This is a genomic window from Nitrosomonas sp. JL21 (assembly GCF_009833095.1).
In the GTDB taxonomy this organism is placed as follows: domain Bacteria; phylum Pseudomonadota; class Gammaproteobacteria; order Burkholderiales; family Nitrosomonadaceae; genus Nitrosomonas.
This window is the reverse complement of the sequence record NZ_QRCB01000022.1, coordinates 26,556-51,054: the sequence shown is the minus strand read 5'-3', so window position 1 is coordinate 51,054 and position 24,499 is coordinate 26,556. Positions and strand designations below refer to the sequence as shown.

23 protein-coding genes and 1 pseudogene are annotated in these 24,499 nt (G+C 49.5%); 13 read left to right on the top strand and 11 right to left on the bottom strand.

Features of this window, described 5'->3' with window-relative positions:
* The first annotated feature begins 56 nt into the window (after nucleotides 1-56).
* Nucleotides 57-1,310 (top strand): S8 family serine peptidase, encoded by a 1,254-nt coding sequence (locus tag ABF87_RS07825; RefSeq protein ID WP_240143591.1) that lies wholly within the window; start codon nucleotides 57-59, stop codon nucleotides 1,308-1,310.
* 51 nt (nucleotides 1,311-1,361) lie between these two features.
* On the opposite strand, the gene ABF87_RS07820 is transcribed toward ABF87_RS07825, so the two are convergent.
* The 5 genes from ABF87_RS07820 to ABF87_RS07800 form a co-directional block, all read right to left on the bottom strand.
* Nucleotides 1,362-2,720, bottom strand: coding sequence for an NAD-dependent succinate-semialdehyde dehydrogenase (locus ABF87_RS07820; protein WP_240143590.1), 1,359 nt, complete (start codon nucleotides 2,718-2,720; stop codon nucleotides 1,362-1,364).
* 99 nt (nucleotides 2,721-2,819) lie between these two features.
* Complete coding sequence (locus tag ABF87_RS07815; RefSeq protein WP_160828574.1) at nucleotides 2,820-3,188, bottom strand: hypothetical protein; 369 nt, start codon at nucleotides 3,186-3,188, stop codon at nucleotides 2,820-2,822.
* Entirely contained in the window at nucleotides 3,185-4,492 is a 1,308-nt protein-coding gene (gene pepP / locus ABF87_RS07810; RefSeq protein WP_160828573.1) for a Xaa-Pro aminopeptidase, read from the bottom strand. Before pepP ends, ABF87_RS07815 begins: the two co-directional genes overlap by 4 nt.
* 33 nt (nucleotides 4,493-4,525) lie before the next feature.
* Nucleotides 4,526-5,230 carry an N-acetylmuramate alpha-1-phosphate uridylyltransferase MurU gene (murU, locus tag ABF87_RS07805; protein WP_160828589.1) on the bottom strand — a complete coding sequence of 235 codons (705 nt, stop codon included), beginning with the start codon at nucleotides 5,228-5,230 and terminating at the stop codon, nucleotides 4,526-4,528.
* 19 nt (nucleotides 5,231-5,249) lie between these two features.
* Nucleotides 5,250-6,254 (bottom strand): phosphotransferase, encoded by a 1,005-nt coding sequence (locus tag ABF87_RS07800; protein WP_160828572.1) that lies wholly within the window; start codon nucleotides 6,252-6,254, stop codon nucleotides 5,250-5,252.
* A gap of 230 nt (nucleotides 6,255-6,484) precedes the next feature.
* Here ABF87_RS07800 and ABF87_RS07795 point away from each other — a divergent pair, with 230 nt between their 5' ends.
* From ABF87_RS07795 to ABF87_RS07785, 3 genes are all read left to right on the top strand, one after another.
* On the top strand, nucleotides 6,485-6,790 hold the full coding sequence (locus ABF87_RS07795) for an accessory factor UbiK family protein (RefSeq protein WP_160828571.1): 306 nt from the start codon (nucleotides 6,485-6,487) through the stop codon (nucleotides 6,788-6,790).
* A gap of 69 nt (nucleotides 6,791-6,859) precedes the next feature.
* A complete protein-coding gene (locus ABF87_RS07790) occupies nucleotides 6,860-8,371 on the top strand; it encodes a YifB family Mg chelatase-like AAA ATPase (RefSeq protein WP_160828570.1) in 1,512 nt (503 codons plus the stop codon).
* A 38-nt stretch (nucleotides 8,372-8,409) separates the two neighbouring features.
* The gene (locus tag ABF87_RS07785; protein WP_160828569.1) at nucleotides 8,410-9,018 is read left to right on the top strand and encodes a glutathione S-transferase family protein; all 609 of its coding nucleotides are present in this window, start codon (nucleotides 8,410-8,412) and stop codon (nucleotides 9,016-9,018) included.
* Nucleotides 9,019-9,096: 78 nt separating this feature from the next.
* Here the strand turns inward: ABF87_RS07785 and ABF87_RS07780 are convergent, their stop codons facing one another.
* A complete protein-coding gene (locus tag ABF87_RS07780; protein WP_160828568.1) occupies nucleotides 9,097-10,713 on the bottom strand; it encodes a protein kinase in 1,617 nt (538 codons plus the stop codon).
* A 259-nt stretch (nucleotides 10,714-10,972) separates the two neighbouring features.
* Nucleotides 10,973-11,671 carry an SDR family oxidoreductase gene (locus ABF87_RS07775; RefSeq protein WP_160828567.1) on the bottom strand — a complete coding sequence of 233 codons (699 nt, stop codon included), beginning with the start codon at nucleotides 11,669-11,671 and terminating at the stop codon, nucleotides 10,973-10,975.
* A 293-nt stretch (nucleotides 11,672-11,964) separates the two neighbouring features.
* Here ABF87_RS07775 and ABF87_RS07770 point away from each other — a divergent pair, with 293 nt between their 5' ends.
* The 3 genes from ABF87_RS07770 (at nucleotide 11,965) to ABF87_RS15270 (ending at nucleotide 16,084) form a co-directional block, all read left to right on the top strand.
* A complete protein-coding gene (locus ABF87_RS07770) occupies nucleotides 11,965-13,989 on the top strand; it encodes a CopD family protein (RefSeq protein ID WP_160828566.1) in 2,025 nt (674 codons plus the stop codon).
* A 251-nt stretch (nucleotides 13,990-14,240) separates the two neighbouring features.
* Nucleotides 14,241-15,041: a response regulator transcription factor gene (locus tag ABF87_RS07765; RefSeq protein WP_160828565.1), complete on the top strand. Its 801-nt coding sequence runs from the start codon at nucleotides 14,241-14,243 to the stop codon at nucleotides 15,039-15,041.
* A 275-nt stretch (nucleotides 15,042-15,316) separates the two neighbouring features.
* Nucleotides 15,317-16,084, top strand: coding sequence for a M10 family metallopeptidase C-terminal domain-containing protein (locus ABF87_RS15270; protein ID WP_160828564.1), 768 nt, complete (start codon nucleotides 15,317-15,319; stop codon nucleotides 16,082-16,084).
* Nucleotides 16,085-16,273: 189 nt separating this feature from the next.
* Here the strand turns inward: ABF87_RS15270 and ABF87_RS07755 are convergent, their stop codons facing one another.
* Nucleotides 16,274-17,128 (bottom strand): glycosyltransferase family 25 protein, encoded by an 855-nt coding sequence (locus ABF87_RS07755; protein ID WP_160828563.1) that lies wholly within the window; start codon nucleotides 17,126-17,128, stop codon nucleotides 16,274-16,276.
* Between the two features lie 201 nt (nucleotides 17,129-17,329).
* Between ABF87_RS07755 and umuD the strand changes: the two genes are divergently transcribed.
* From umuD to ABF87_RS14990, 3 genes are all read left to right on the top strand, one after another.
* On the top strand, nucleotides 17,330-17,944 hold the full coding sequence (gene umuD / locus ABF87_RS07750; protein ID WP_160828562.1) for a translesion error-prone DNA polymerase V autoproteolytic subunit: 615 nt from the start codon (nucleotides 17,330-17,332) through the stop codon (nucleotides 17,942-17,944).
* Nucleotides 17,941-19,326, top strand: a complete 1,386-nt coding sequence (locus ABF87_RS07745) for an exonuclease domain-containing protein (protein WP_160828561.1) — start codon at nucleotides 17,941-17,943, stop codon at nucleotides 19,324-19,326. The genes umuD and ABF87_RS07745 overlap by 4 nt, the downstream gene beginning before the upstream one ends.
* Before the next feature lie 258 nt (nucleotides 19,327-19,584).
* On the top strand, nucleotides 19,585-19,758 hold the full coding sequence (locus ABF87_RS14990) for a hypothetical protein (RefSeq protein WP_240143589.1): 174 nt from the start codon (nucleotides 19,585-19,587) through the stop codon (nucleotides 19,756-19,758).
* Between the two features lie 211 nt (nucleotides 19,759-19,969).
* Here ABF87_RS14990 and ABF87_RS14985 read toward each other — a convergent pair whose 3' ends face one another.
* Nucleotides 19,970-20,293 carry a hypothetical protein gene (locus ABF87_RS14985; protein ID WP_240143588.1) on the bottom strand — a complete coding sequence of 108 codons (324 nt, stop codon included), beginning with the start codon at nucleotides 20,291-20,293 and terminating at the stop codon, nucleotides 19,970-19,972.
* Between the two features lie 444 nt (nucleotides 20,294-20,737).
* On the opposite strand from ABF87_RS14985, the gene ABF87_RS14665 reads away from it, so the two are divergent.
* Entirely contained in the window at nucleotides 20,738-21,046 is a 309-nt protein-coding gene (locus ABF87_RS14665) for a hypothetical protein (RefSeq protein ID WP_164503185.1), read from the top strand.
* Between the two features lie 327 nt (nucleotides 21,047-21,373).
* On the opposite strand, the gene ABF87_RS07735 is transcribed toward ABF87_RS14665, so the two are convergent.
* On the bottom strand, nucleotides 21,374-22,396 hold the full coding sequence (locus ABF87_RS07735) for an IS110 family transposase (RefSeq protein ID WP_160828560.1): 1,023 nt from the start codon (nucleotides 22,394-22,396) through the stop codon (nucleotides 21,374-21,376).
* 293 nt (nucleotides 22,397-22,689) lie between these two features.
* Between ABF87_RS07735 and ABF87_RS07730 the strand changes: the two genes are divergently transcribed.
* Both ABF87_RS07730 and ABF87_RS14980 read left to right on the top strand, forming a co-directional pair.
* Nucleotides 22,690-22,902, top strand: coding sequence for a transposase (locus tag ABF87_RS07730; RefSeq protein WP_160828559.1), 213 nt, complete (start codon nucleotides 22,690-22,692; stop codon nucleotides 22,900-22,902).
* Between the two features lie 486 nt (nucleotides 22,903-23,388).
* A pseudogene (locus ABF87_RS14980) lies at nucleotides 23,389-23,721 on the top strand (IS5/IS1182 family transposase); the annotation flags it as partial.
* 44 nt (nucleotides 23,722-23,765) lie between these two features.
* On the opposite strand, the gene ABF87_RS07715 reads toward ABF87_RS14980, so the two are convergent.
* Nucleotides 23,766-24,440, bottom strand: a complete 675-nt coding sequence (locus ABF87_RS07715) for a tetratricopeptide repeat protein (protein WP_160828557.1) — start codon at nucleotides 24,438-24,440, stop codon at nucleotides 23,766-23,768.
* Between the last annotated feature and the right edge of the window lie 59 nt (nucleotides 24,441-24,499).

The following is a 24,499-nucleotide window of genomic DNA, read 5'->3' as shown; positions in this document are numbered from 1 at the left end:
TCAATAAGTTGCCAAGTTGTCTGCTATCAGTTCCCCTACTGCTATCGATTCTGGTAATGGCACTACCCGTCATAGCCATGGAACAGGAAATTCCCATACACCCGCACATCGTTGATATCCAACAGGCGGAACGGATCATTCTGGTAACCTACGTGGATAAGCACATCGATCGTATTCCGGTTGGAGTCGTCAATCAATCCTACCGTCGGCGCGGTCATTACAGCAGTTCGACCTGGAGTCAGCGGATTGCTTCCAATATTGAAAAGGATTACCAATTAAAAATTCTATCGCAATGGCCCATCAAGGAAATCGGAGAACATTGCGTGGTATATCTCATCAATGAAGGCCAAACCATAGCAGAAGTCATTGGTGCGCTATCGAAAGACAATCGCATCGCTAGCGTACAAGCGATGAATACTTTCCAGGTCATGGCTGAGAATCGCTACAGCGATCCCTATTACCGCCTGCAAACGCACATCAAGTCGTTGAATCTGGCTGATATCCACGATCGAGCTACCGGAAAGAACGTCACCATTGCTATCATCGATACCGGTGTAGACACCAATCACCCCGATTTGAAAGGACAAATCCAGGAAAGCAAGGATTTCGTCGCCCAAAAATCATCCCGGTCGTTTGGTGATAACCATGGTACAGCGATTGCGGGTGTGATTGCAGCCAAACCAAACAATGGTCGGGGCATTGTCGGCATCGCTCCCGACAGTTCGGTAATTTCCTTGAAAGCCTGCTGGGGAATAAAAGCAGGAAGCCTCGATGCAGCATGCAATAGCTTCACGTTGGCGTTGGCGATCAGCACAGCCATTGGAATGAACATTGACATCCTGAACCTCAGCTTGACTGGCCCGCATGACCCGCTGTTGGCCAGACTCATCGATAAAGCTGTTCAGGAAGGAATCATCGTGATTGCTTCACAGGCTGACACCACAGATGAAAAATCCGGTTTTCCCGCCCGGCAACCGGGTGTCATCGGAGTCCGCAGCTTAACCAACCTAACGGTGCAATCCACCGATGGATCTTCCGTTCTTTCGGTGGCTGCACCTGGAGAAGACATCCTGACGACACTACCGAACGGCACTTATGATTTCGTATCGGGAAATTCTCTCGCCACGGCACATGTCTCCGGTCTCACCGCCCTGCTGCTGCAGTTAAAACGAAACGCGAATAATCAGGAGCTTTTTACATTATTGGCGCAAGCCAATGAACCTTCTTTTTACAAAGTATTCCACAAGGCGCGACATAAGAATGTACTCAACAGTCGATCGATTTTTCACAAGCGCCGCCATAACAGCTGATCAAGAAGTAACCCACAAGACCAGTCGGCATTAAGACGATCCAGTGGAGAACTATTTGATCCAGATTGTTTTAATGTTCACAAACTCACGAATACCAAAATAAGATAATTCCCGTCCATAGCCAGAATGTTTGATGCCGCCGAATGGCAAGCGGGGATCACTCTTTACTACGCCATTCACGAAGGTACATCCGGCATGAATCTGCCGGGCCAATCCTTCGCCACGCGCGATATCCCCGGTCCATACACTTCCTCCAAGACCAAATGGCGTGCGATTTGCCAATTGAACGGCTTCTTCGATATTCTTTGCCCGCGTGATGGCAGCCACCGGGCCAAATAATTCTTCGTCAAAAGCAGGCATACCGGGCCAAACATGATCCAGTATGGTCGGTTGGTAATAAAAGCCCGGCATCTCAATAGCAAAGCCGCCGACAACAAGCTGTGCGCCGGCCGCCAGGCTGCGCTCGACTTGCGATTGCAGTTCAGCGCGCAAATCATCACGCGCCATCGGCGCTATCGTGGTGGCTTCATTCTTCGGATTTCCACACTGCATCTGGTTAACCAATGTCTTGATGTGTTCAATGAAGGTATCGGCAATAGAATCGATCAGGATAAAACGTTTGGCGGCAATACAGCTCTGCCCCATATTCTGAAAACGAGCAAACAGCGCTTGTTGCGCCGTGGTTTCCAGATCCGCATCCTCCAGCACGATGAAGGGATCCGAGCCACCCAATTCGAGCACGCATTTCTTCAAATGCTGACCCGCGATGCTCGCCACTTTACGCCCCGCCTGACTGCTGCCGGTCAATGTGACGGCGGCAATGCGCGGATCGGCCACCACCGATTCAGTCTGATCGGCAGTGATCATCAGCGTCCGAAAAACATCTGCAGGAAACCCGGCCCGCTGAAATGCCTGTTCCAATGCCAGCGCACAACGTGGAACATTCGAAGCATGCTTCAATACCACTGCATTACCAGCCATCATTGCCGGCGCCGCAGCGCGAATCAATTGCCAGAACGGGAAATTCCACGGCATGATGCAGAGCAGGATGCCCAATGGTTGATAGGTCACGAGGCTACGGCTGGCGTCAGAAGCCATGATCTCGTCGTTTAAGTACGATTGCGCATGATCAGCATAGTATTCACAGCCGAGCGCACATTTATCCACCTCCGCTCGAGCCTCTTTTGATAACTTTCCCATCTCCTCGGTAATCAGATTGGCATACTCTTCCCGATGCCGACGAAACACTTGCGCCAGTTGCCGCATGGCATGCGATCGCTGTTCGATGGTAAGCCCCGCCCAGCCCGCATGAGCATGCTCGACCTGCCTCAAGACGGCATGCGTCTGATCCATTGACCAGGTAGCAAAGGTATGAAGCGTCTCACCCGATGCCGGGTCAGTGGATGACATGAGCATAGAAAATATCCTTGCTGGAGAAAATGACTGGCTACATGTTTGCCGTTATAGCCAATGATTGCGAAGGCAGACCAATCGGCTCGAAACCGATGTTCATTTCTGTGATTTGTTGCGATAGGTATTGGTTTCTTCGATGATCTGCGCATCCTCAATGATAATCGAAGCATCGCCTTCTTTCGGAGGATTGGTATCATCGGCTTGCTGCCGGGCTTTCTCATATTGCCGGCGCACCCACCAGAATCGTATGCCAATGACGACAACGGCGACAGCCAGCAGCGCAAGAAAAGCCGCAAAAAAGAACATGCCTATCAGCACCATCGCGACCACGATCGGAATCAGCATGAGGTAAGTAGCCCATCGATTCAGCGGCGATATGGGAACGTGGGGTCGCTCATCCTCCCCGGCACGGTGAAATTCAGAAACTCTGTCAATAATAATTTTACGTTGCTCATCATCATTCATTGCATCAACTCCTCTATCTCGGGAATCGTCTTGGGTGCCGCAGTCGTCAGAATTTCATGACCGGTGTGTGTCACCAAGACATCATCCTCAATGCGTATTCCGATATTCCAGAAATGTTCCGGAACATTATCCGCCGGACGAATATAACAACCGGGTTCAACGGTCAGCACCATGCCGGGCTGAAACTCGCGCCAGTCACCCTGTTGCTTATATTCTCCGACATCATGCACATCCATGCCCAACCAGTGGCCGGTTTTATGCATGTAAAAACGTTTATAGTCCTCAGTTTCCAGTATCGCATCGACACTGCCCTGGCATAATCCTAGGTCGATAAAACCCTGGGCCAGCACCCGCAAAGCAGCCTGGTGCGGATCATTCCATCGATTGCCTGGCTTTACTTGAGCAATGGCCTCGATCTGCGCCGCCAGCACCAATTGATAAATATCCCGTTGTTGCGGCGTAAACCGGCCACTGATGGGAAAGGTACGGGTGATATCGGAGGCATATCCATCCAGCTCACAACCGGCATCGATCAACAGCAGATCTCCGGATTTCAGTTCGGCATTATTCTCGACATAATGCAGCACGCAGGCATTGGCGCCCCCTGCTATAATCGATGTATATGCCGGCGCTTGTGCACCATGCCGGTAAAAGGTATACAGCAGCTCAGCTTCGATCTCATATTCGCGCATGCCAGGACAAGTCGTCTGCATCGCGCGCTGATGCGCCTGGGTCGAAATATCCGCCGCGCGCTGCATGATTTGAAGCTCATCGCTTGTCTTGATCAACCGCATGTCATCGAGCACGATGCGGTAATCATGAATTTCTGCCGGTGGCGCCGCACCCGCGCGCGATTGTTCCCGCACCTGATTCAACCAGCCGATGATCCGTTGATTCCACGACTGATCATGACCGAATGCCGCATACACAGCCGGTTGATTGATCAGCAATTTTGGAAGTAATTCATCCAATTGCGCGATCGGATAGGCTTCATCAAAACCAAATACCTCCTTGGCAGCATCAGGACCGTAGCGGAAACCATCCCATATCTCCCGTTCCTGGTTTTTTTCACGGCAAAACAAAATATGCTTTGCTGCAGTATCACGGCTAGCCGCAATGATCACCAGCACAGCCTCGGGCTCACGAAAGCCGGTCAGATAATAAAAATAGCTATCGAACCGGTACGGATAATGAGCATCGCGGTTACGCAGTTGTTCCGGCGCAGTCGGAATAATCGCAACGCCACTCTCCATTCTGGCTGCAAAAATTTGCCGGCGACTTTTGAATTGCTGAAATTGCGTCATAAATATTTATATTGTTTGATTAAACCAATAATCTCAAGTACTGCATTGCCTCAGGGAGAGTTGTCGATCCAGTGACTCAAGCCGATCGGGCGTTCCCACATCAACCCATTGTCCCGTAAAACGCTCACCGGTAACCTGGCCGTACTCTATCGCTTTTCGTAGCAACGGCGCCAATTTCGCCGGTAAACCAGGATTCACGTCAGCGAACAACTGCGGTCGGTATACGCCGATACCGCTGAACGTCCAGCTATTGACCCCGGCCAGCGCCACTTTGTTTCCCTGCAGGGCAAAATCACCCATTGCATGATGCAGCGGATTGTCCACTAATATTAAATGAGCAATGGAGTTATCCCGGTTGGAATGCATCGCCTGCATCACCGGCAGTAACGCGGCATACTCCATGTCGCAATAGATATCCCCATTCACAACTAAAAAAGGCAACGACCGGGATTCATCCGTCAGTAACGGCAATGCATTCGCTATGCCGCCAGCCGTTTCCAGCACGACTTTCTCGGGCGAATACCGAATGGTAACACCATAGCGCTCACCCGTACCGAGCGCATGCTCGATCATGTACCCTAGATAAGCATGATTGATGACGATCTCGACAAATCCGGCACGCGCTAAATTGGTCAGTTGATATTCGATCAAAGAGTGACTGCCCGCCCTGAGCAGCGGTTTGGGCGAGTGATCGGTCAGAGGACGCATGCGCTCGCCGCGGCCGGCGGCGAGAATCATGGCTTTGAAAGGCACAGCGTTAAAAGGTATAGCCAATTTTCTGGCTCGACTCAGCGGAATCCAATTCATCCAGCACAATCAGCAACGAACTCAGTTCGCGATAGCGTTCACAGGTTTTGCGCAGATAGTCCATCACCACCGGCATGTCATCCAAATAGCTGGATTTGCCGTCACGGTAATGGAGGCGCGCAAAAATTCCCAGGACTTTCAAATGGCGCTGCACGCCCATCCATTCAAAATCCTGATAGAACGATGCAAAATCAGCGCCTACCGGCAATCCAGCAGCGCGCGCTTTTTCCCAATAGCGGATCACCCAATCGAGAATGCGTTCTTCATCCCAGCGGATATAAGCATCTTTGAACAAGGATACGAGATCATACGTAATCGGGCCATACACCGCATCCTGAAAATCGATGATGCCAGGATTGGGCGACGTCACCATCAAATTGCGGGAATGATAATCGCGGTGCACCAGCACCCTCGGCTGAGCCAGATTATTCCGCAGGATATGCTCAAACACATCATCCAGAATTTTCTGTTGCCGCTCTGACAGACGCTTTTGCGCATGCTTGGCAATATACCACTCAGGAAACAGATCGAGTTCTCTCGACAGCAAAGCTTGATCATACGGCGGCAAGCTCTTCGTTTGCTGCGACAACTGCAACTTGATCAATGCATCCATCGCATCGCTGTATAAAGCCTGAGCCATTTCTGGTTGATCGGTCAGCGCCTGCAGAAAGGTCTTGCTGCCGAGATCGGATAACAGCATGAAGCCTTGTTCGGCGTTGAAAGCCAGAATTCTAGGCACATGTACCCCCGCTTCGGCAAGGATACCGGCAATTCTCAGAAATGGCCCGCAATCCTCGTGTTGCGGTGGCGCATCCATGACAATGAACGTCCGATCCTCAACGAAAACCCGGAAATAACGCCGGAAACTAGCGTCTGCCGACGCCGGTTGCATGGTAAATGACTGTTGCGGAAATTGCCTCTTGACCCAATGCTCAACTAATTGCCTACGATCCATTCACCTTTCCCATCATACGTCGTCCTGTTCTTCACTCATGAGGGTATAAGCCTATTTCATCCGATGTAAATTGCATGGCACAATAGCCGTGCAGCCGTAAAAACTGGCATCCTCGGTAATAACAGTGGATAATCACCTGACGTCAGCTCTAATGACAGGTGCCATTTTATCACGCAGTCGCCACAATCAGCCGATCAAGTCGTGCGTTAATACAATCAGGAGAACTAGCTATGCTCAATAAACATGTCATCGATGAAATCAACGCCAAAGTCAGCGAAATACTGCAAAACAGTCCGGCCAAGGATATTGAAAAGAATGTCCGGATGTTGCTGTCGGGCGCTTTTACGCGGCTCGATTTAGTGACCCGAGATGAATTCGACGTTCAGCAGGAAGTATTGCAACGCACCCGCGAGAAATTGATCATTCTGGAAGCGAAAGTCTCCGAATTGGAAGCAAAACTGAGCCATGCGATGCAAAAACCCTCAAAAACCGAATCGCACCATGTACACGAAGGATCAGACAAGAGCCATCACTGATTCCAATTTCCGCCATCTTTCATCGGTATCGTGGTTGATTACGCATCTTCACGGGATTGAGGCGCGCTCATGCCGCTCGCCGTGCTGTACAGCCGCGCTTTGTCAGGAATGCACGCACCGCTGGTGACGGTAGAAACCCATATTTCGAATGGTCTACCCAGCTTCACCATCGTCGGTCTTCCGGACACTGAAGTCAAAGAGAGCAAGGATCGCGTCCGGGCAGCCTTGCAAAATGCGCAATTCAAAATCCCGGCGCAGCGTATTACCATTAACCTAGCGCCTGCCGATCTTCCCAAAGAAAGCGGGCGCTTCGATCTGCCGATCGCGTTGGGTATCCTGGCCGCCACCGGCCAAATTCCTGGCGATCAACTAGATCGCTATGAGTGGGCCGGAGAACTGGCGCTCACTGGCGCGTTACGTCCGGTCCATGGCGCGCTTGCGATGACGTTCAATGCCTCACAATCGGGCCGCAGCTTCGTTCTACCGCAGCAGAATGCCGCCGAAGCAGCACTGGTCAAGAACGCCACGGTATATGCAGCCACATCGCTGCTGCAGATCTGCGCCCATCTGCTGGGCCATGAATCCTTGCCCCTGTGCCAGCACGCATCCACTGACCGCGACGAATGTCATGATCCACGCTACCCCGACTTTGCTGACGTCAAGGGACAATCTCATGCCAAGCGCGCCTTGGAAATAGCTGCTGCCGGGGAGCACAGCGTTTTGATGGTCGGCCCGCCCGGTACCGGAAAATCCATGCTCGCAACCCGCTTCCCGGGTATTCTGCCATCGATGACCGAGACCGAAGCACTGGAATCCGCGGCTGTTCAATCCCTCAGTCATGGCAGTTTCAACATCGATCATTGGAAGCGCCGCCCTTTCCGTTCCCCGCATCACACCGCCTCCGGCATTGCGCTGGTGGGCGGCGGCAGTCCGCCTCGGCCGGGAGAAATCTCACTGGCCATGCATGGCGTATTATTTCTCGACGAACTCGCGGAATTCGACCGTAAAGTACTCGAAGTCCTGCGCGAACCGTTGGAGTCCGGGAAAATCACCATCTCGCGCGCGGCACGCCAGGCAGAATTTCCGGCTCAGTTTCAGTTCATTGCAGCAATGAATCCCTGCCCCTGCGGTTATCTCGGCCATCCCAACGGCAAATGCCACTGCACGCCTGACCAGATCAACCGCTATCGTGCACGGATTTCAGGCCCATTATTGGATCGTATCGATATGCACTTTGAAGTTCCGACCGTGCCCCAGGAAGAACTGATGCGACCGCAAATGGCCAGCGATAACACGATAACCATCCGGCAACGCGTCGAGAATTCACGCCAGCGGCAACTCGATCGCCAAGGCAAAGCAAACAGCCGTCTGACTGTCAACGACATCGATCGACTCTGCGCACTGGATTCCGCCAGCGAAAATCTATTGCAGCAGGCCATCAGCCGCTTGAACCTATCAGCCCGGGCCTATCATCGCATCCTCAAACTGGCCCGAACCATCGCGGATATGGCAAGCATTGAAAAAATCAGCGCTCAGCATATTGCCGAGGCAATTCAATATCGCAGGCTGGATAAACGCTAGAATCGATTGATATATGAATAACACCGCGGAGAAAATCTATGATCACCTTGTATGGCATTGAATGGTCACGAGCACAGTATGTGCTGTTCACATTGGCAGAGCTCGGCCTTGATTTCAAGCATGTCAAAATCAATCCCTTTACTGAGGAAAAGAATGCTTCCAATTATCTCAAGCTGAATCCGCTTGCGCAGGTTCCGACACTGGTGGATGGGGATCTAGTACTGACCGAAGCAATGGCCATCAACTTCTATCTTGCTAAGAAATACGGTGCAGAAAAACTGTGGGTTAGCCGGCTGGAAGATGAAGCGCAAATCTATAAATGGGCTTTTTTTGCCGTCACGCAAATGGAAACATCCTGTGTCGATCTCATTCTTCATCGAAAAGCTCTGGATCAGAGCGAGAGAAACCCGGATCTGGTCCACCTGGCTGAGAGGAAATTGGCAAAACCGCTCGAAGTCTTGAATGATCACCTTGCGGACAAAGATGCGCTAATCGCTAATCGATTTACCGTGGCTGATATCAATATGGCCGGAGTTCTATCCTATGCACGCGGTGGCGAGTTCGATTTCTCACCTTACCCCCATGTGGCACGTTATTTGAATGCCATCCTATCGAGACCCGCGCGTAAGAGCGCTGAAACTGCTTAGCTCAAACCGAAGAAGTTCGGATAAACCAAGCTGCTGTGCTTGACCATGCTGCATTGAATGATTCTGAAAGAATCATTTTCACCGCGCCCCTGCCAATTGCGCCCGAACCCGATCCAGCCGCGGATCATCGGGTAGAACAAATTCCGCTCTTTGCAAATAACGCTTCGCAATATCCCGCTGGCCCCGGGCCTTGGCCGAGTCAATGAATTGCACATACCGACCGACTATTTTCTGTTGGCCTGTGCGTGCCTGCGAATTATCGGGATCCATATCCAGCACCATTCGATAGTACTTGTTGGCGTTGTCCTTTGCAGGCGTGGTCAGACGACCCTCTTTAAAGGCTCTTCCGGCAGCGGCTAAGTGCCGGTTGATGGTGTCCGCGTCACTCGATTGCTTGGGTAATTCCATTTGTTGGGATCGAGATTGTTCCGTAACACTGAACTGCTGGGCAGTATCCTTCCGTGTATGAGCGATCTCTGCATCTTCAGGTTCTGCTGCGGTTACTACCGGGTTGGCAAGTTCCGGCCGCTCAACTGCTTGAGCGATCGGTTGATCAATGATGGGTTCTGTTGCGATGGCCGTTTCAGCAGGGGTCGAGGGTACTGCAGTTTGATCATCCATGGCAGTCGACTGAATAGCTGGCGCTTCGGCAGGTTTCTCATTCAACCATACGCCCACCCCGACGGCCACGGCGATTCCGATCACGATACCCAGCAATACGGTATTCTTAGTGGCCGGACGGCCGTCCGTGTAATCCCGACTGGCTTGTCGATGCGGTACGGCATCTGAGACAGCACTGATCTGTTCCGATTTCAACAGAGCGAGAATCTCAGCAGCGGATTGCGGCCGGTCCGTATAATCGGGCCGTAACATCCACTGGAGCGCTTCCAATAATTCCGGGTTATAGGCAACATCTGCAGACTCCGGCGGCAACACCATCGGATCGGGTTCATCGCGGCTCAACGCCGTTTTTCTGATCTGCGCGGCAACCGGTTGGCGATGCGTCATACAGGCATAGATCGTGGCACCCAAAGCATAAAAATCCGTCGGAGGCCCGATGACATTGGCAGGCTCATATTGCTCAGCCGGCGCATAACCAGTGGCCAATTCTTCAGCGTAATGAGTAGTGCGTGCGGCAATCGCCAGTCTCGCACTGGCGACATTGACCAATAACGGCAAACCTTCTTTGCCGATCAGTATCGTCGCCGGCTGAATACCGCCATGCACAATTTTATGTTCATGCAATTCCTGCAGGGCACTCAAAATCGATGCCAGAATGAATTTCAGTTCTGCTTCGGCGAAAGACGCTTGCGATTGCACCAATCGCGACAGCGGCATGCCTTCGCGGAATCCCATGATCATGTAGGCTGTTCCATTGAATGGCAGAATATTTTCCAAGGGCACGATATGAGGGTGCTCGAACTGGGTAAGCGCCTCGGCTTGATTCAAAAAAGCCTTCAATCCATAGTCATAATTTTCCTTGTCCTCGGGAGACTTGGGTTCCACGCCGCGGTGATCGGCTGTGCGCTGGGCAAAATCATACGGAAAATATTCCCGTATTTTTACCTGTTCCTTGAGATGATGATTCCAGGCCCGGTACGTGATTTCGAAGGCAGTGATTTTTGCAATGCCCTTGATTTCGTAGACGCCAATTTGAGTACCTTCTGGCAAAACTTGATGGTGTATATGTGTCATGACGCGTGTAATCCTTATTGCTAACTTCGGCTAACCCCTCGGAGCGAGAAGGTCTAACCATTTTTTGATTTTTGATGTTCATCCAATCAGAGTACTCGACCCTTGATGATGACGTGACAAAATGTCCGGTTTGCCGCGCTAAATTGATATAGCAGCAACTAGTGCATAGTGTAATGCAACCTTCCAGCTTTGACTTATCTTTCGCAGAAGAAAGAGGGTGATGCCGATCGACAGCAATCCGGCAATAAACGAGCCGCTATTACCACGGAACGATCTGCCCATCGTAGGCATAAAATTGTCCGGAATCCTTCAATTTCAACTTATCGATCACCTGCCGCATGCCCGCGACGCTTTGCTCCGGTGAAATCAACCCATTCGGGCCGCCCATGTCGGTTCTGACCCAGCCAGGATGCAACAGCACTGCGATGATTTGCTCTGAACTCAAGTCGATCGATAAACTTTTCATGACATTATTCACTGCCGATTTGCTGGAACGGTAAATATAGCTGCCGCCGCCGCGATTATCGGCAATACTGCCCATCTTGCTGGTCAGCGTAATGATCACTTTGCGGTGGCTTCGCGCAACCTGCCGAATAAATGCTTCCACCATTTTCAGTGGCGCCATGGTATTGACTTCAAAGGCATAAGCCCATGCGTCGTAATCCGTTTTCCCGAAAACATCACCCTGCTGCGGTGGATATACGCCGGCATTGTTGATCAGTACATCAATCGCTTCTCCAGCCAGTGCCTGCGACAATTGCTCGATATGTTTATGGTTGGCGACATCCAGCGGATACACTGTCACCTGATCAACATGACGAGCCGCCACATCATTCAATACACTTGCTGCTTCAGGATCGCGGCAACATGCAAAAACACGCCAACCATCGGCGGCGTATTGCCGCACGAATTCCAATCCAATACCTCGATTTGCCCCGGTAATCAATACTGTTTTCATTTTTTCCTCTATCTTGTTTCTGTACGAAGTTCAGTGTTTTTCTCATTCGTTGGCTACTGGCTCAAACCATCATTCAGATGCAGATTGTTTTCCATGAGTTTTTTCTTCATGACGACTGAAATCTCATCCGAATTCCATATCAGGGTAGGTTTGCCAGTGACATTCTTGTAAAATAATCCATCTATTTTCCATCTGCCGCCCCGTTCATATCCATCACCTTAACTGGATCGCTGGCACAAGCTGCAGCGCACATATTATCAAAGCATCACTATTATCATCCCTAATACATCATCATGATCGAAATCATTTCTACATTTGCCCGTTGGTCGCAATTGACTGCCAATCTCATCGTGTTCGGCAGCTGTGTGTTTCTGGCCATAATCAGCGCCCAGAAATCGGTATTTGCGGCGGATTGGGTAGGTCGCCTGGAAAAAGCTTTTCCGTGGCTTGCCGCCATCGTCATTGTCGGGTTACTCGGCATTCTGGCCACAACCACGAGCGCAGCAACGGGAGTTTCCTCCGACGCCTGGAATTTCAGCGCCTGGCTGGAAATCGTACAACAGACTCGCATCGGTCACATCTGGGCAGCTCGAGAATTGCTGGCGATCCTGCTGCTGGTCTATATGCTCATCATCCGCCACTCACCCCGGGTGCGCTGGCACTACACTATCGGTGCGGCTGTGGCAGCCCTGCCACTGATTGCAGGGTCACTCGTCAGTCATTCCGGAGCCGAAGAAATTTCCTTCGAATCCATTACGCCCTACGCATTGCATATCCTGCTGGCCGGCATGTGGTTCGGCGCGTTGCCGGCTTTTTTATTGATTATCCATACGGATCGGCAAAAATCCGATCCGGCGATGCGACGCGCGAACGCCACTTATCTTGAGCAGTTTTCCACCATTGCATTACCGGTCATGCTTCTGCTGGCGCTGACCGGTGTCGTTGCCGCCGACCGCATGATCGCGTCGCAATACCATACGTTGGTCGCGACTGCTTACGGCTGGCTCTTGAATGCCAAGCTGGCCGTTCTTGCCGGGATTCTATGGATTGCCTATCAGGCACGCTATCGATGGTTGCCGGTTTTTTCGCAGAAGAATGACAATTCGCGGACCCCGCAAGTCATCGCTCATTTACGCAAATGGGTGCGTATCGAATTCTTCATGGCGTTAGTATTGGTGCTGCTCGCCACCCTACTAGCCAATACCTTGCCGGCCAAGCATGCCATTATCGAGCATTGGCCCTATCCATTCCGTTTCTCGATCGGCGCCACCTGGGACGAAAAGAATGTACCCGAACTGGTATGGCTCGGGGTTGCGCTGCTGGCAGTCGCTATCAGCACAATCTGGGTTGGTGCGATCGTCGACTGGAGCCGGAAAACACGGGTTCTGGTTCCCGGCATCCTGGCAGTCATCGCGCTAGCCATCGTGTTACCGCCCATTACCATTCAGGCATATCCTGAAACCTATCAAAAACCGACCGTTCCATTCGATGCCGTGTCGATATCGAATGGTTCGCGATTATTTGCTGGACATTGTGTCAATTGTCATGGCCCGCAAGGCAAAGGCACCGGTGTAGTGACTGATCCGACGGAAAAAGATCCCACTGATCTCTTGACCGAACCGCACACTGCGCGGCACACGGTTGGAAACATTTTTCATTGGATATCCGACGGAATTCCTGGGACTCAAATGCCGGGTTTCTCCACCTCGTTATCGGAAGAAGATCGCTGGGATCTGGTCAATTTCCTGCATGCGTTATCGCGCGGTTTCGATGCCCGCCTGCTGGGAAGCATGATCGTTCCTGAAATGCCCGCTGTCGCAGCGCCAGTGTTCAATTATTCCGCACATGATCATTCCGGTGGAAATCTGAAGGATTTCCGCTTGCAAAAAAATGTGCTGCTGGTGTTATTTTCATGGCCACAATCGAAGGAGCGCTTTTTCCAGCTTGCCGCAGCCTATGAGCGAATCAAGGATCTCAATACCGAGATTCTGGCGGTTCCCATCCGTGCACTAACCGATGAGGAATTGCAGCAGATTGCTGACATCGTTCCTTTTCCGATCGTCACGGAGGGATGGCCCGAAATCAAAGATACTTATTGGCTGTACCGGCGAGTCAGGGCGGTTCCGGATTTATCAGGCAAAGGCATGTTTCCCGGTCATATGGAGTTCATTACCGATCGGTTCGGCTATTTGCGCGCCCGCTGGGTTGCGCAATTTGAAGGATATGGCTGGCAAAATATCAGTGCTCTGACATTACAGCTGACGCAGCTCAATCAGGAAGGCGAGGTGATGCCTCCTCCCGGGGAACACGCCCATTGATCTGAATCAGTACAGTATTTATCAACAACGGCAATGAAAAGCGTATATTTGGGAAAATCCACAATTCAATTCTCAGGAGTGATGCAACTTTAGAAAGCTCTGACAAAGACGGAAACCGATGGCCAGGCAGGGAGAAATTAAGCAAAAGCGTCGTTTACACCTGGCCAATGAATACGTTGCTCATCATGGTCGATCGCAGCATTTTTTCAGAGTGTTCTTCGAAAAATAATGATCAGGGGGAGGTACTGCATATGAAGGCTGATGAAGCCAGGGTAGCATGGATAACTCTCTGCAAGAACAAGAACAATGCACAGGATATTGATATTTCAAATGAAGATATCGCCATCTATCGAGTACATGAGGCTATCGATAAACATCGGATGGCCGGTGTCATCACGCATATCAAGCCAAACCTCATTTGCCTCGACTTTGATTTTCCCGATCTGCCCGACCTGCAATTACTTCGCCAAATCCGCTCCGCCTACTCCACCATTCCCGTCATCATGCTGACTGTACAGCACAGCGAAAATCTGGCGGTCTGGGCATTCCGAACGGGAGTCAGAAATTATCTGGTAAAACCGCTGAGTATCGATGCCGTGCTTAAAGAAATGGCTCAACTGGCCGCTCCTCGGTTCAATTCCAAGCTCTCCAAGCCACGCATCAACCTTATGCGGCATTACCAGATTCCGCCGGAATTTCACTTCATATCCCCGGCGCGGCTATCGCAACGCACGCTTTCAGCGGTCAATTATGTAGCAGCCCATTTTCACGAAAAGATCACCGCAAGAGAAATGGCTGCGCTGTGCGGGATGAGCGTGTTTACCTTCAGCAGGCAATTCCGCGTTGAGCATCATATGACTTTCCGGGAATTTCTGATCCGCTACCGCATCACGCAGGCCAAAGAATTTCTTCGCAATCCCCAGATCACCATCACCGATGTGGCGCAACTCAGCGGATTCACCGATACTTCGAGCTTTGCAAAATTATTTCGCCGCCATAACGGCATGACGCCCTCAAGCTACCAGAAGAAACACGCTGCCAGATCAAATTAACACGCCTGATGGATGCACAGCCAGCTTCGTCGAAGCCTCTGCAAATCTCTAAAGATGCAAAAAAGACCTCATAAAAAAGCAAAAAAACCCTATGCCCCTTCTTCAAATATGTATATATTAAAAAAGTAATTTTGCGTGAAGTTACTCATCAAGAAACGCTCCCTTATCACACGCGCATTGGCATGCATTGCATGTATTCACTCTTGATCTGAATGATCGTTCATTCAGACTGATTTGGATTATTTCTTTCAAATAACAGTATAAGGAGACTTATCATGGCAATAATCAATGGAACAATCTTCAGTGATGATGGAAATACCGCCCTGCCTTTATTGGGAACCGCTGTAGCAGATGATCTGAATGCCAATTGGTCGCTTGGCAACGACCTGATGATGGGATTCGCCGGCAATGATATTTACAGGATCAATTCAATACTCGATGATATCCGCGAAATCGCCGGTCAGGGTACCGATACGGTCATTACGCGTAATGCCAGCACAACCCTGAAAACCAATTTCGAAAATCTTACGCTGGACAATACCGCAGGTTTTCTGACTGCGCTCAATGGCACAGGTAACAGTGCAGCCAACGTGATCACCGGTAACAGTAACGGTAATCTTCTTTCTGGCGTGAGCGGTAATGACACGATCAGTGGAGGCGCGGGCGGCGATATTATTATCGGTGGAACAGGCACAGATACCATGACTGGTGGTAGCGGAAGCGATGATTTCGACTACAATGCCATCACGGAAAGCGCTGTTGGAGCTAGCCGCGACGTCATTACTGACTTTGCTCATAATAGCGATGACATAGATTTCTCGTCGCTCGATGCCGATCTCAATGTGGCTGGAAATCAAGCGTTTACTTTTATCGGCAATGTCGCCTTTACAGGAACTGCGGGTGAAGTCAGATTTTTCACTTCCGGGGCTGATGTTATCGTTCAACTTGATACGCAAGGCGATGGGAATCAGACTGCCGATTTTGAAATTCAACTCAATGGTGCCGCAGCGGTTGGCATCAATGCGGCTGACTTTATCCTTTAAGAAAGCTCTGAAGAATTGATATGTATCCGGTCAGGCGGTGTTGGTCTCAAGCCCGACATACTCAGTTGCCATTCATGAACTGCGCGTGTTGAGCTCGAGGTCATCTTGCCTGACCGCCTTTACTGCTTTTTTAGACTTCATCATTCACTCGCCGGCAGAATTCTTCCTTGAAAGAATGACATGAGCCATTTATTCCTTCGTTCGAGTAATGATATCGCTCTCAAACCGGAAGTTCCGTTCATCCCTTGAGTTACTGCACTCCACCACCAGTTCTTTTCGTGCGCAATAACAAGTGATCATTCCGAGCTTATTTAACTCGTTGATCGCTTCGTCGGCGCTTTTGTGGATAGGCAACATCAGCCTTACCAGCTTTTCGGCTCCCTTCCGGGTAATGAAATAGGCCGTCAATCCCCAAAACCGGCTGGTAAACGTTGAGGCATAGAGGCTAACCGGTCGCGTTTTGTTCTTCCTACGATTGAGAAAAAATATGTCGGTATCTGCAGGAATATGGCGCGCGTACACTTCCAATTGGGGAATGTCGCAGACTAACAATGCGTCATCCTCAAGAATGAGCGAGATCTCGTTCGGCAACGACAGCGCGGTTTTCCATAATTCATAATGTGAAAGATAGGCGCCTATCTGAGCTGGGATGAGGGCCATGCCGGTGGCTGGACAAAAATTATCTTCTGCCAGAACACCGTCGTTGATCAACTTGGGGACATCGATAGCCAAGCCATCGACTGCCGGAAAGATGTGCACCTTCAGGCCGGTGCCGTCAAACTGTTTTTCCATAAAGCGTTTCTTGTCCGGCCTGCGGAGCAAATTAATGCACATGACTTCAAATTCAATGGCATCGGTTTCACAATGCAACAATCTCACCTCATCTTTTTTAAAGATGAGCAATAAACGATCCATCGCGAAGAACGCGCGCGACAGAAACGACTGTGCGGTATCCTTTGCACCAAAAAACCACTGCCACGGTCCAGTAGGTGCATGTCGATGACGCTGAATATATTTTTTTATCCTAATGTATATGTTTCTCACAGTGAGAGGCCAAGCTTGATGTAAATGAAACGTATGGGTATAAATTCATTATCCCGTTATGAATTCATGGCGTCTATCGTTAAGCTGATAAGTTCAAGTCACGGGCATTCGAACAGTTTTTCTCTGCATATGCCCTATATTAAGAAAACTGGTTAAAGAAGAGCTCTTTTCTTAGGCAATAATTATTGTTACAATTATTTCATGCCAACAAAAACTCCACCATCACTCCGAAAAAATGCGCCGGGAGCCGGACGCAAAAAAGGAACAGGCAAGTACCAGGAACCTACTTCGGTTGTTCGTATCCCGACAAGTCAAGCACCGGTCATCAAAGAATTTCTCGCCGCCTATCAACACAGGGAGTTGAATATGGAATCTACCAACGTGGAAGAATTTTTTCTCCCAGTGATCAATCAGCAATCTCCCAAACTGCCGCTGTTCTCTACCAAAGTTGCAGCCGGCTTACCCAGTCCTGCAGATGATCATGTTGAACAACACCTGGATGTCAGTGAATTTTTGATCGATCATCATGACACCACCTTCTTCGTTACCATCCAAGGTCAGTCAATGGTTGATGTAGGTTTGTTGCCCGGTGATAAAGTCGTGGTTGATCGATCCAAAACCGCGAGCATCGGCGATATTGTCTTGGCCGTGGTGAATCAAGAATTCACGATCAAAATCTTCGATTATGGCGCAAATAAAATGCCACGACTCATGCCCGCCAATTCAAGCGGTACGTACCGGCCCATCTATATCCGTCCAGATATGCAATTTGAAATTTTCGGGGTCGTAACGGGGTCATTCCGCCGATTCAAATGAGCAGCTTGCTGCCTTGTTATGTATTGCTCGATCTCGAAACCACCGGCGCTACACCAACTCAAGATCGCATCACTGAGATTGGCCTGATCCGGTATGAGAACGGCATTGAAGTCGGACGCTGGAATACGCTGATCAACCCCGAAGTCAGTATCCCACCGTTCATTCAGCGATTGACCGGCATTACACCGGAGATGGTGAGCACTGCCCCGGTGTTTTCTGAAATTCGTGAAATTCTGCTCGATTGGCTGAATGACGCCGTACTGTGCGCACATAATGTGCGGTTTGATTATAGCTTTCTTAAGAATGAATTCAAGCGCATCGGTATTTCTTTTCAAAAGAAACTCCTGTGTACCGTCAAGCTTTCCCGAAAGCTCTATCCGCAGCACCCATCCCATAGTTTGGATGCCATTATTGAAAGATTCAACCTGATGTGTGAACAACGTCATCGGGCCATGGGTGATACCGAAACGATGGCAGCGTTTATCCATGCGGCCATCCAAGAATTGGGAGAGTCTGCCGTGCAAGAAACGGCTCAGCTACTTTTAAAGCAGCAAGCAATTCCGACGGGTTTGGACTATCTCCAGATTCACGCCATTCCGGATACCTGCGGAGTTTATTTGTTTTATGGCGACAGTGCCTTGCTATACGTAGGAAAAAGTATCTCTTTGCGAGCCCGCGTGCTGAGTCATTTTCAAAGTGACCACCGTTCCGCCAGAGAAATGCGCATCGCACAAGAAGTCAGGCGGATTGAATATCAAATAACCAGTGGAGAGTTGGGCGCATTGCTGCTGGAATCTCAATTGATCAAGGATCATCAACCGATTCATAACCGGCAGCTCCGGCGCGAAAAACAATTATGCGCTTGGCAAGTATCCACTGATCCAAATCGATGGCCATTGGTTACGCTGGTTAACGAGAGTGATATGAAGCTCGACGTGGGAAACGTGTTCGGTACTTTCCGAACCAAGCGTCAAGCATTGCAGCTCTTGAACAAACTGGCCGATGAGCATGGACTATGCGATAAAGCCCTCGGACTGGAAAAAGGCTCGGGGGTATGTTTTTCTCGTCAACTGAAGCGCTGCCGAGGCGTATGTGACGGTAGTGAACCGGCAGAAATTCATTATGTAAGGCTATTAGCAGCATTAAGTCATTACAAGATTTTGTCGTGGCCATTTAAGGGACGTATCGGAATCAAGGAATATAACCCTTACAATCACAAAGCAGAAGTGCATGTTTTTGATCAATGGTGCTATCTGGGTTCCGTCCAGAATGATCGGGAATTGGAGGAAATATCCGTCAATCCGCATTTTGATCGCGATACTTACCGTTATCTGCTCAAATTCCTGAACAAGAAAAATGTCAACGTCATTTTACTGGGTTGATCATGGCGAACCGCGCCATTGCACTGATCGATGTCAATAATTTCGTGCGGCATGGAAAGTCGCTTGCTTGAATGTTCTGACGTAAAAAGACGAACAGAATCGGTTGTCCCATTAGCCGTACCCTAAGAGGAAGCGCGAGAAGATAACGACTCGTGTTAAGCACTCTGATAATGTATCCTGAACCGACAGGTTTTCCTGATCCTGCGAAGGTAAGGAGTTCTGCAGCACCGAGGTAGATAAGGGCTAGGGTCGGATAGTATGGCTACAGCTAATATACGTGAATCTTTGCAGCGTATCTCGTTTGAGCAGCTTCCCCGGCATAACGATTCTCGTACCGTTGACTTCACATTTGCCACGGTAACCGCGATCGCATACGGCTTGCTTGGCAGCTCTCCCGCGCGATTGTTCCACATGACGCAATATTTCCGATAACGTATGACTGTCATGCAAGTTTTGTTCATGGCTGACAACGCCGACGATCAAATTGCTTTTGGCGGTACTGGCTATCGATGCTTGCCATATTCGTATTGTTTGTGATCTTTTCTCTTAGCCACACAGTGCACTTGCGGTTCATGCAACGAGTAGATCTTGTTGTATCCTTCGGTTGTTGCGCTAAAACCCGTTCATACAAGACAAAATTCCTTTAGTAGCACTCGAACAAACAGTGTTGCGGCAATTGCCTCCTCAGCTCCCGCATCAAAATTCCAGCAATGGTTCTAAGCCGCTTCAGGGCGCATTTGGCTTTCGCTCGTTTGGTCACATAACGCAAATGCCGGATCGCCAGCCGCAATGATTTGACTTCCTTAACGAAGGTACGCCGTTGTGTAACGCCATGCACTTTGCCAATCTTGTTCAGGCGATTGATGATCTTAATTGCAAGCGGGTATGTAATGTTCTTTTCTTGGATCGTCGTATCCACATGGATAGCATCTTCCTGCGCCAAGCCTCCATGCAGACCAATGCTCATTTGAAAAATCAAGTCTGCGCCTTCAGCACCAATGCGCTTACGAAAGTAAACCAGTTCCGTGCTATGGCAACAACTAATCAACCAGATACATCGCTATTTTTCAATTCCCCAAACACCAGATTCAGTTATAGCTCCCAATAATAGCGCTTAGGTACAACTATCAAATTTTGTGAAAAACTGCTCTTATAATCTGCCATTGCCCATCTCAATTATTACTTTCCTCCATCACACCGCCAATCATATTCTCCCCCGTAGCAACGACTCTCCGATCTCATCCAAACAATGAAGCAGAGGGTTTCCATTCGCATTCAGCCATCATTCAGTCATGAGATTGCATAGTAGCGACCATGAGCCTGTCCGCGAACCGCTGCGATGACAGGCACACGATGAGAATCCCAAAACTCATCATTAATTTCGCTAACGAAACGATTGAGGAGAATCATCATGACTACAAAAAAAATTCTTGTGTATGCAATGGTCATCGGCAGCCTTTTTCTTGGCGGATGCGTTGCAACGCCGTATTATGGAAGCTCTGGCTATATTGGCAGAACGGTGTACGGTACAAGCTATCCTTCATATTTTGGCAACTTTGGCTACGTCTACCGGCAACCAATCATGAGCGGGCATATTCATTTGGGGAATGGACATCGTCATTTCATGAGCGGCGGCCACAGTCACCACGGTCACCACGGCCACAGGCATTTTGGCGGAGGCCATGGCCACCACCATGGCGGCCATAGAGGACATCGGTGATCAGTAGCCAATCCACACAAGGAGAGACCTTACATGGACGCCCACAATTTGCAAGGCATTCAATTGTTGATGATGAATTGGTTTAGATTGCAGCCATACATTCGGATTATAGTTGGAGAAGTTTCTCCTATCCCTGATGGAATTCGCTAAATAGCCCCTGATCATTGCAGCGCACTCGAAGTGCCAGGTCTCGTTAAGGTAAGCTATTTACGGTCTTACCAGATTCGCCATCATGTCATGATTGCCCTAGCAATCTGTGAAAAATTGTCCTTATTTAAAATACCAGTCTGTTTTATAGATTGTTAATCAAATAAATTCCGATACCAGTTACGCTGGTGCGAAGTTAGCTTTAAATGAAGTGCCTTTGGTCAGGAGTGACCAAATAATACGCGCATTTTTGTTGGCCAAAGCGACTGCCACAATATTTTTATTGCGCCTGGTCAATATTTTTCCAAGCCAGTTGTCAGATATTTCCTTGTTATCGGCATATCGGATTACGGCGCGTGCACCATGAATTAACAAGGTACGCAAATAACTATCACCCCGTTTGCTGATACTGAGCAAGACTTGTTTACCTCCGCTTGAGTGTTGCCTGGGGACTAGGCCTAACCAAGCCGCTAATTGCCTGCCATTCTTGAACTCTCGTGCGTCACCTATGGTGGCTACGATGGCACTTGCGGTAATAGGGCCAAGACCAGGGATTTTTGCCAGCTTCCTACTAACTTCGTTATCCTGATGCCAGCACTGAATTTGTACTTCCAGTTCATTGACTTGCTTATCTAGCTCTTTGAGATGATCAGTCAAGCGTGCTAATAATTGCCGCATGATCTGTGTCAGGCCGTTTTCACCATCTTCTAGTATGTCCGGCATTCGCTCAGTGATAGTATAAATTCTATGGGGTAAAACAATGCCAAATTCAGCGAGTAAGCCACGTATTTGATTTCCCTGCGCCGTCCGAGCTTTCACAAAACCTTGCCTCGCTCTATGTACCGACAGAATTGATTGTTGCTCAACGGTCTTTTTGGTGACAAAACGCATCGTCGGCCGGCCTACTGCTTCACAGATGGCTTGTGCATCTGCCACGTCATTTTTATTCGTTTTGACATATGGCTTGACGAATTGTGGTGCCATGAGCTTCACCCTGTGACCATAAAGCTCCAGTTTCCTAGCCCAATGATGTGCACTACCACAGGCTTCCATGCCGATCAAACAGGGTTCGAGGTTAGCAAAGAATTTTGCCATCTCACTTCGGCGCAACTGCTTGCGTAGCACAGCCTTGCCCTGCACATCCACACCGTGAATCTGAAACACTTCTTTTGCTAAATCAATGCCTATCGTTGTAATCTTCATGTCGGACGCTCCTCTCTTGTTTAGTGGGCTTTATTGCACCATTACTTTGGCACTTTGATGCCGTTTAGGGTAGTGGGCGTCCATTCCATTATTGCACGGCAATAACCCCAGAGCGATGGCTCGAGTGATACAATTGTATTTTAAAACAATATGAATAAATTTGCTCCGCACGCCCTGCACCTATCCCCGCGGCAAGACCGCGGGGTATTACGGCGCAGAAAACCAAAAACGGCGCGCTACGCTGACTTCAAAAACACAAACTATAATGCTCTCCGTGGCAAGACCACGGGGAATTGCAAGTTAAAAACGGCATTCAGGATAAGGCTGCAAAGAATGGCCCATTGACGCGACGGCAGCTGCAACGCAACAGTCTCATTGCGAAAGCTCGCTATGTCGTAGAGCGCACCTTCGGCGGCCAGGCACGTTGGTTCAATGCCAAAACGCTGCGTTACCGTGGTCTGGCCTTAGCACATGCATGTGCATATATTATTGGCTATGGCGTATAACTTGAAAAGACTGCCTAGACTCTTTGCCGAACGCCTAGTAATCACGTAAACATAGGGATATTGCGCCCTCTTGACCGGCAATGACCGGTTTAAAGGGATTATTCCTAGCTCAATTGTAGAAAAAGAGCTAAAAATTTTCCAGTCGCTTACAAGCAAACCCAGAATTACATTGAAATAAAAATTTACGTGATTTTACAAGAGTGAATATTGGGCAAAGCGATGGGCGCAAGGAGAAACTGATTTTCATCAAACCATCATCAATCACTATCGGTGCCAATTCTGGTCACAACCTGGGATACCGCAAGGAAGTAGTCTGTCCTGAATAACACCTAACATCGTGATTAGATAACTGTGTTTTGTTAATTGTTAGATTGAAGCTTGCCGAAATGAGACAATTGCAGAGTATTTCTTGCAAATTCTGGTGAGATTCTGATGAGACCTAAGGATAAACACCCTTCGACGGGTAACTTTTTTCAGAAGGGTGCACTGAAATCCTTGCGCACCCTGGTTGGGCGAGTCTGGCGCGTCATCGATCGCAAACTAGATGGCCAGGATGAATTCAGGCCATCAAAGCGACCAGTATCCTCGAACGCGTCAAACGACTGCTGGAACCAAGCCCAAAGACAGGAACAAGCTCTACAGTCTGCACGTTCCAGAACGTGGAATGCATATCGAAGGGAAAAATCCGCCAACCGTATGAATTCGGTGTCAAGGTCACGGTGGCTACACCCCACAAGGAAGGCCTGGTGGTCGGCATGCGCAGTTTGCCCGGCAACCCTTACGATGGGCACACGGCGCCCCGAAGCCATTGAGCAGATCGATTCATTCTCAATCTTTTTTGGCATTACATCTCAAGCAATCTGCTATTTTTCAGATGCTTTGATTGCTTCCAAGTTAGCTTTTGCATCCGCATTTCCCTGGGCTGCAGCTTTTTCAAACCAACTTATCGCTTTCTTGGTATCGCGTTCCACACCCTCGCCGGTAAAATACATCGCACCCAGATTATTTTGCGCATCGATATGTCCCTGTTCAGCGGCTTTCTTGAATAACTCAACGGCATGCTTCATATTTTTTTCAACCCCTTCCCCATTAACATACATGAGTCCCAAGTTGAACTGGGCGTCTGCGAAACCCTGCTCCGCTGCACGGAAAAACCAACCTGCGGCCATTTCGGGATCATTTTTCAATACTTGGCCAGAAGGGCTTTTTGAGATGGCTTCACCGGTATAATACATGACACCCAAGCCATTCTGCGCAGCAGGATCGCCGGCTTTTGCATCCTCGAGCAATTTCTTGAATTTTTCTTCTGCAACCTTACTATCGACCACGCCTGACGGCAAAATCTGATCCTTCAGTTCGGCTTGCTCTTCGGGTGTCAATCCTTCGCTCAAGAGAGATGGAATTTCTCCCATCTTAGTGATTTCACCTTTGGCTGTGGATGAGTGATTGGCTTCTGACTTATCACTCGGCGACTCACCGCCACAGGCGGTGAGTAATGATAATGTGGCTGCAAGTAATACAGCAGTATATGCATTCATGGTAATTTCCTTCACTAATTAATGTAACTTTGTGCCAAGTCCGCAAACGATGGGCATCA

Coding starts and splice junctions, on each gene's coding strand:
- ABF87_RS07825 (WP_240143591.1), top strand. CDS start 57: ATGGCACTACCCGTCATAGCCATGGAACAGGAAATTCCCATACACCCG.
- ABF87_RS07820 (WP_240143590.1), bottom strand. CDS start 2,720: ATGTCATCCACTGACCCGGCATCGGGTGAGACGCTTCATACCTTTGCT.
- ABF87_RS07815 (WP_160828574.1), bottom strand. CDS start 3,188: ATGAATGATGATGAGCAACGTAAAATTATTATTGACAGAGTTTCTGAA.
- pepP (WP_160828573.1), bottom strand. CDS start 4,492: ATGACGCAATTTCAGCAATTCAAAAGTCGCCGGCAAATTTTTGCAGCC.
- murU (WP_160828589.1), bottom strand. CDS start 5,230: ATGATTCTCGCCGCCGGCCGCGGCGAGCGCATGCGTCCTCTGACCGAT.
- ABF87_RS07800 (WP_160828572.1), bottom strand. CDS start 6,254: ATGGATCGTAGGCAATTAGTTGAGCATTGGGTCAAGAGGCAATTTCCG.
- ABF87_RS07795 (WP_160828571.1), top strand. CDS start 6,485: ATGCTCAATAAACATGTCATCGATGAAATCAACGCCAAAGTCAGCGAA.
- ABF87_RS07790 (WP_160828570.1), top strand. CDS start 6,860: ATGCCGCTCGCCGTGCTGTACAGCCGCGCTTTGTCAGGAATGCACGCA.
- ABF87_RS07785 (WP_160828569.1), top strand. CDS start 8,410: ATGATCACCTTGTATGGCATTGAATGGTCACGAGCACAGTATGTGCTG.
- ABF87_RS07780 (WP_160828568.1), bottom strand. CDS start 10,713: ATGACACATATACACCATCAAGTTTTGCCAGAAGGTACTCAAATTGGC.
- ABF87_RS07775 (WP_160828567.1), bottom strand. CDS start 11,671: ATGAAAACAGTATTGATTACCGGGGCAAATCGAGGTATTGGATTGGAA.
- ABF87_RS07770 (WP_160828566.1), top strand. CDS start 11,965: ATGATCGAAATCATTTCTACATTTGCCCGTTGGTCGCAATTGACTGCC.
- ABF87_RS07765 (WP_160828565.1), top strand. CDS start 14,241: ATGAAGGCTGATGAAGCCAGGGTAGCATGGATAACTCTCTGCAAGAAC.
- ABF87_RS15270 (WP_160828564.1), top strand. CDS start 15,317: ATGGCAATAATCAATGGAACAATCTTCAGTGATGATGGAAATACCGCC.
- umuD (WP_160828562.1), top strand. CDS start 17,330: ATGCCAACAAAAACTCCACCATCACTCCGAAAAAATGCGCCGGGAGCC.
- ABF87_RS07745 (WP_160828561.1), top strand. CDS start 17,941: ATGAGCAGCTTGCTGCCTTGTTATGTATTGCTCGATCTCGAAACCACC.
- ABF87_RS14990 (WP_240143589.1), top strand. CDS start 19,585: ATGGCTACAGCTAATATACGTGAATCTTTGCAGCGTATCTCGTTTGAG.
- ABF87_RS14985 (WP_240143588.1), bottom strand. CDS start 20,293: ATGAGCATTGGTCTGCATGGAGGCTTGGCGCAGGAAGATGCTATCCAT.
- ABF87_RS14665 (WP_164503185.1), top strand. CDS start 20,738: ATGACTACAAAAAAAATTCTTGTGTATGCAATGGTCATCGGCAGCCTT.
- ABF87_RS07735 (WP_160828560.1), bottom strand. CDS start 22,396: ATGAAGATTACAACGATAGGCATTGATTTAGCAAAAGAAGTGTTTCAG.
- ABF87_RS07715 (WP_160828557.1), bottom strand. CDS start 24,440: ATGAATGCATATACTGCTGTATTACTTGCAGCCACATTATCATTACTC.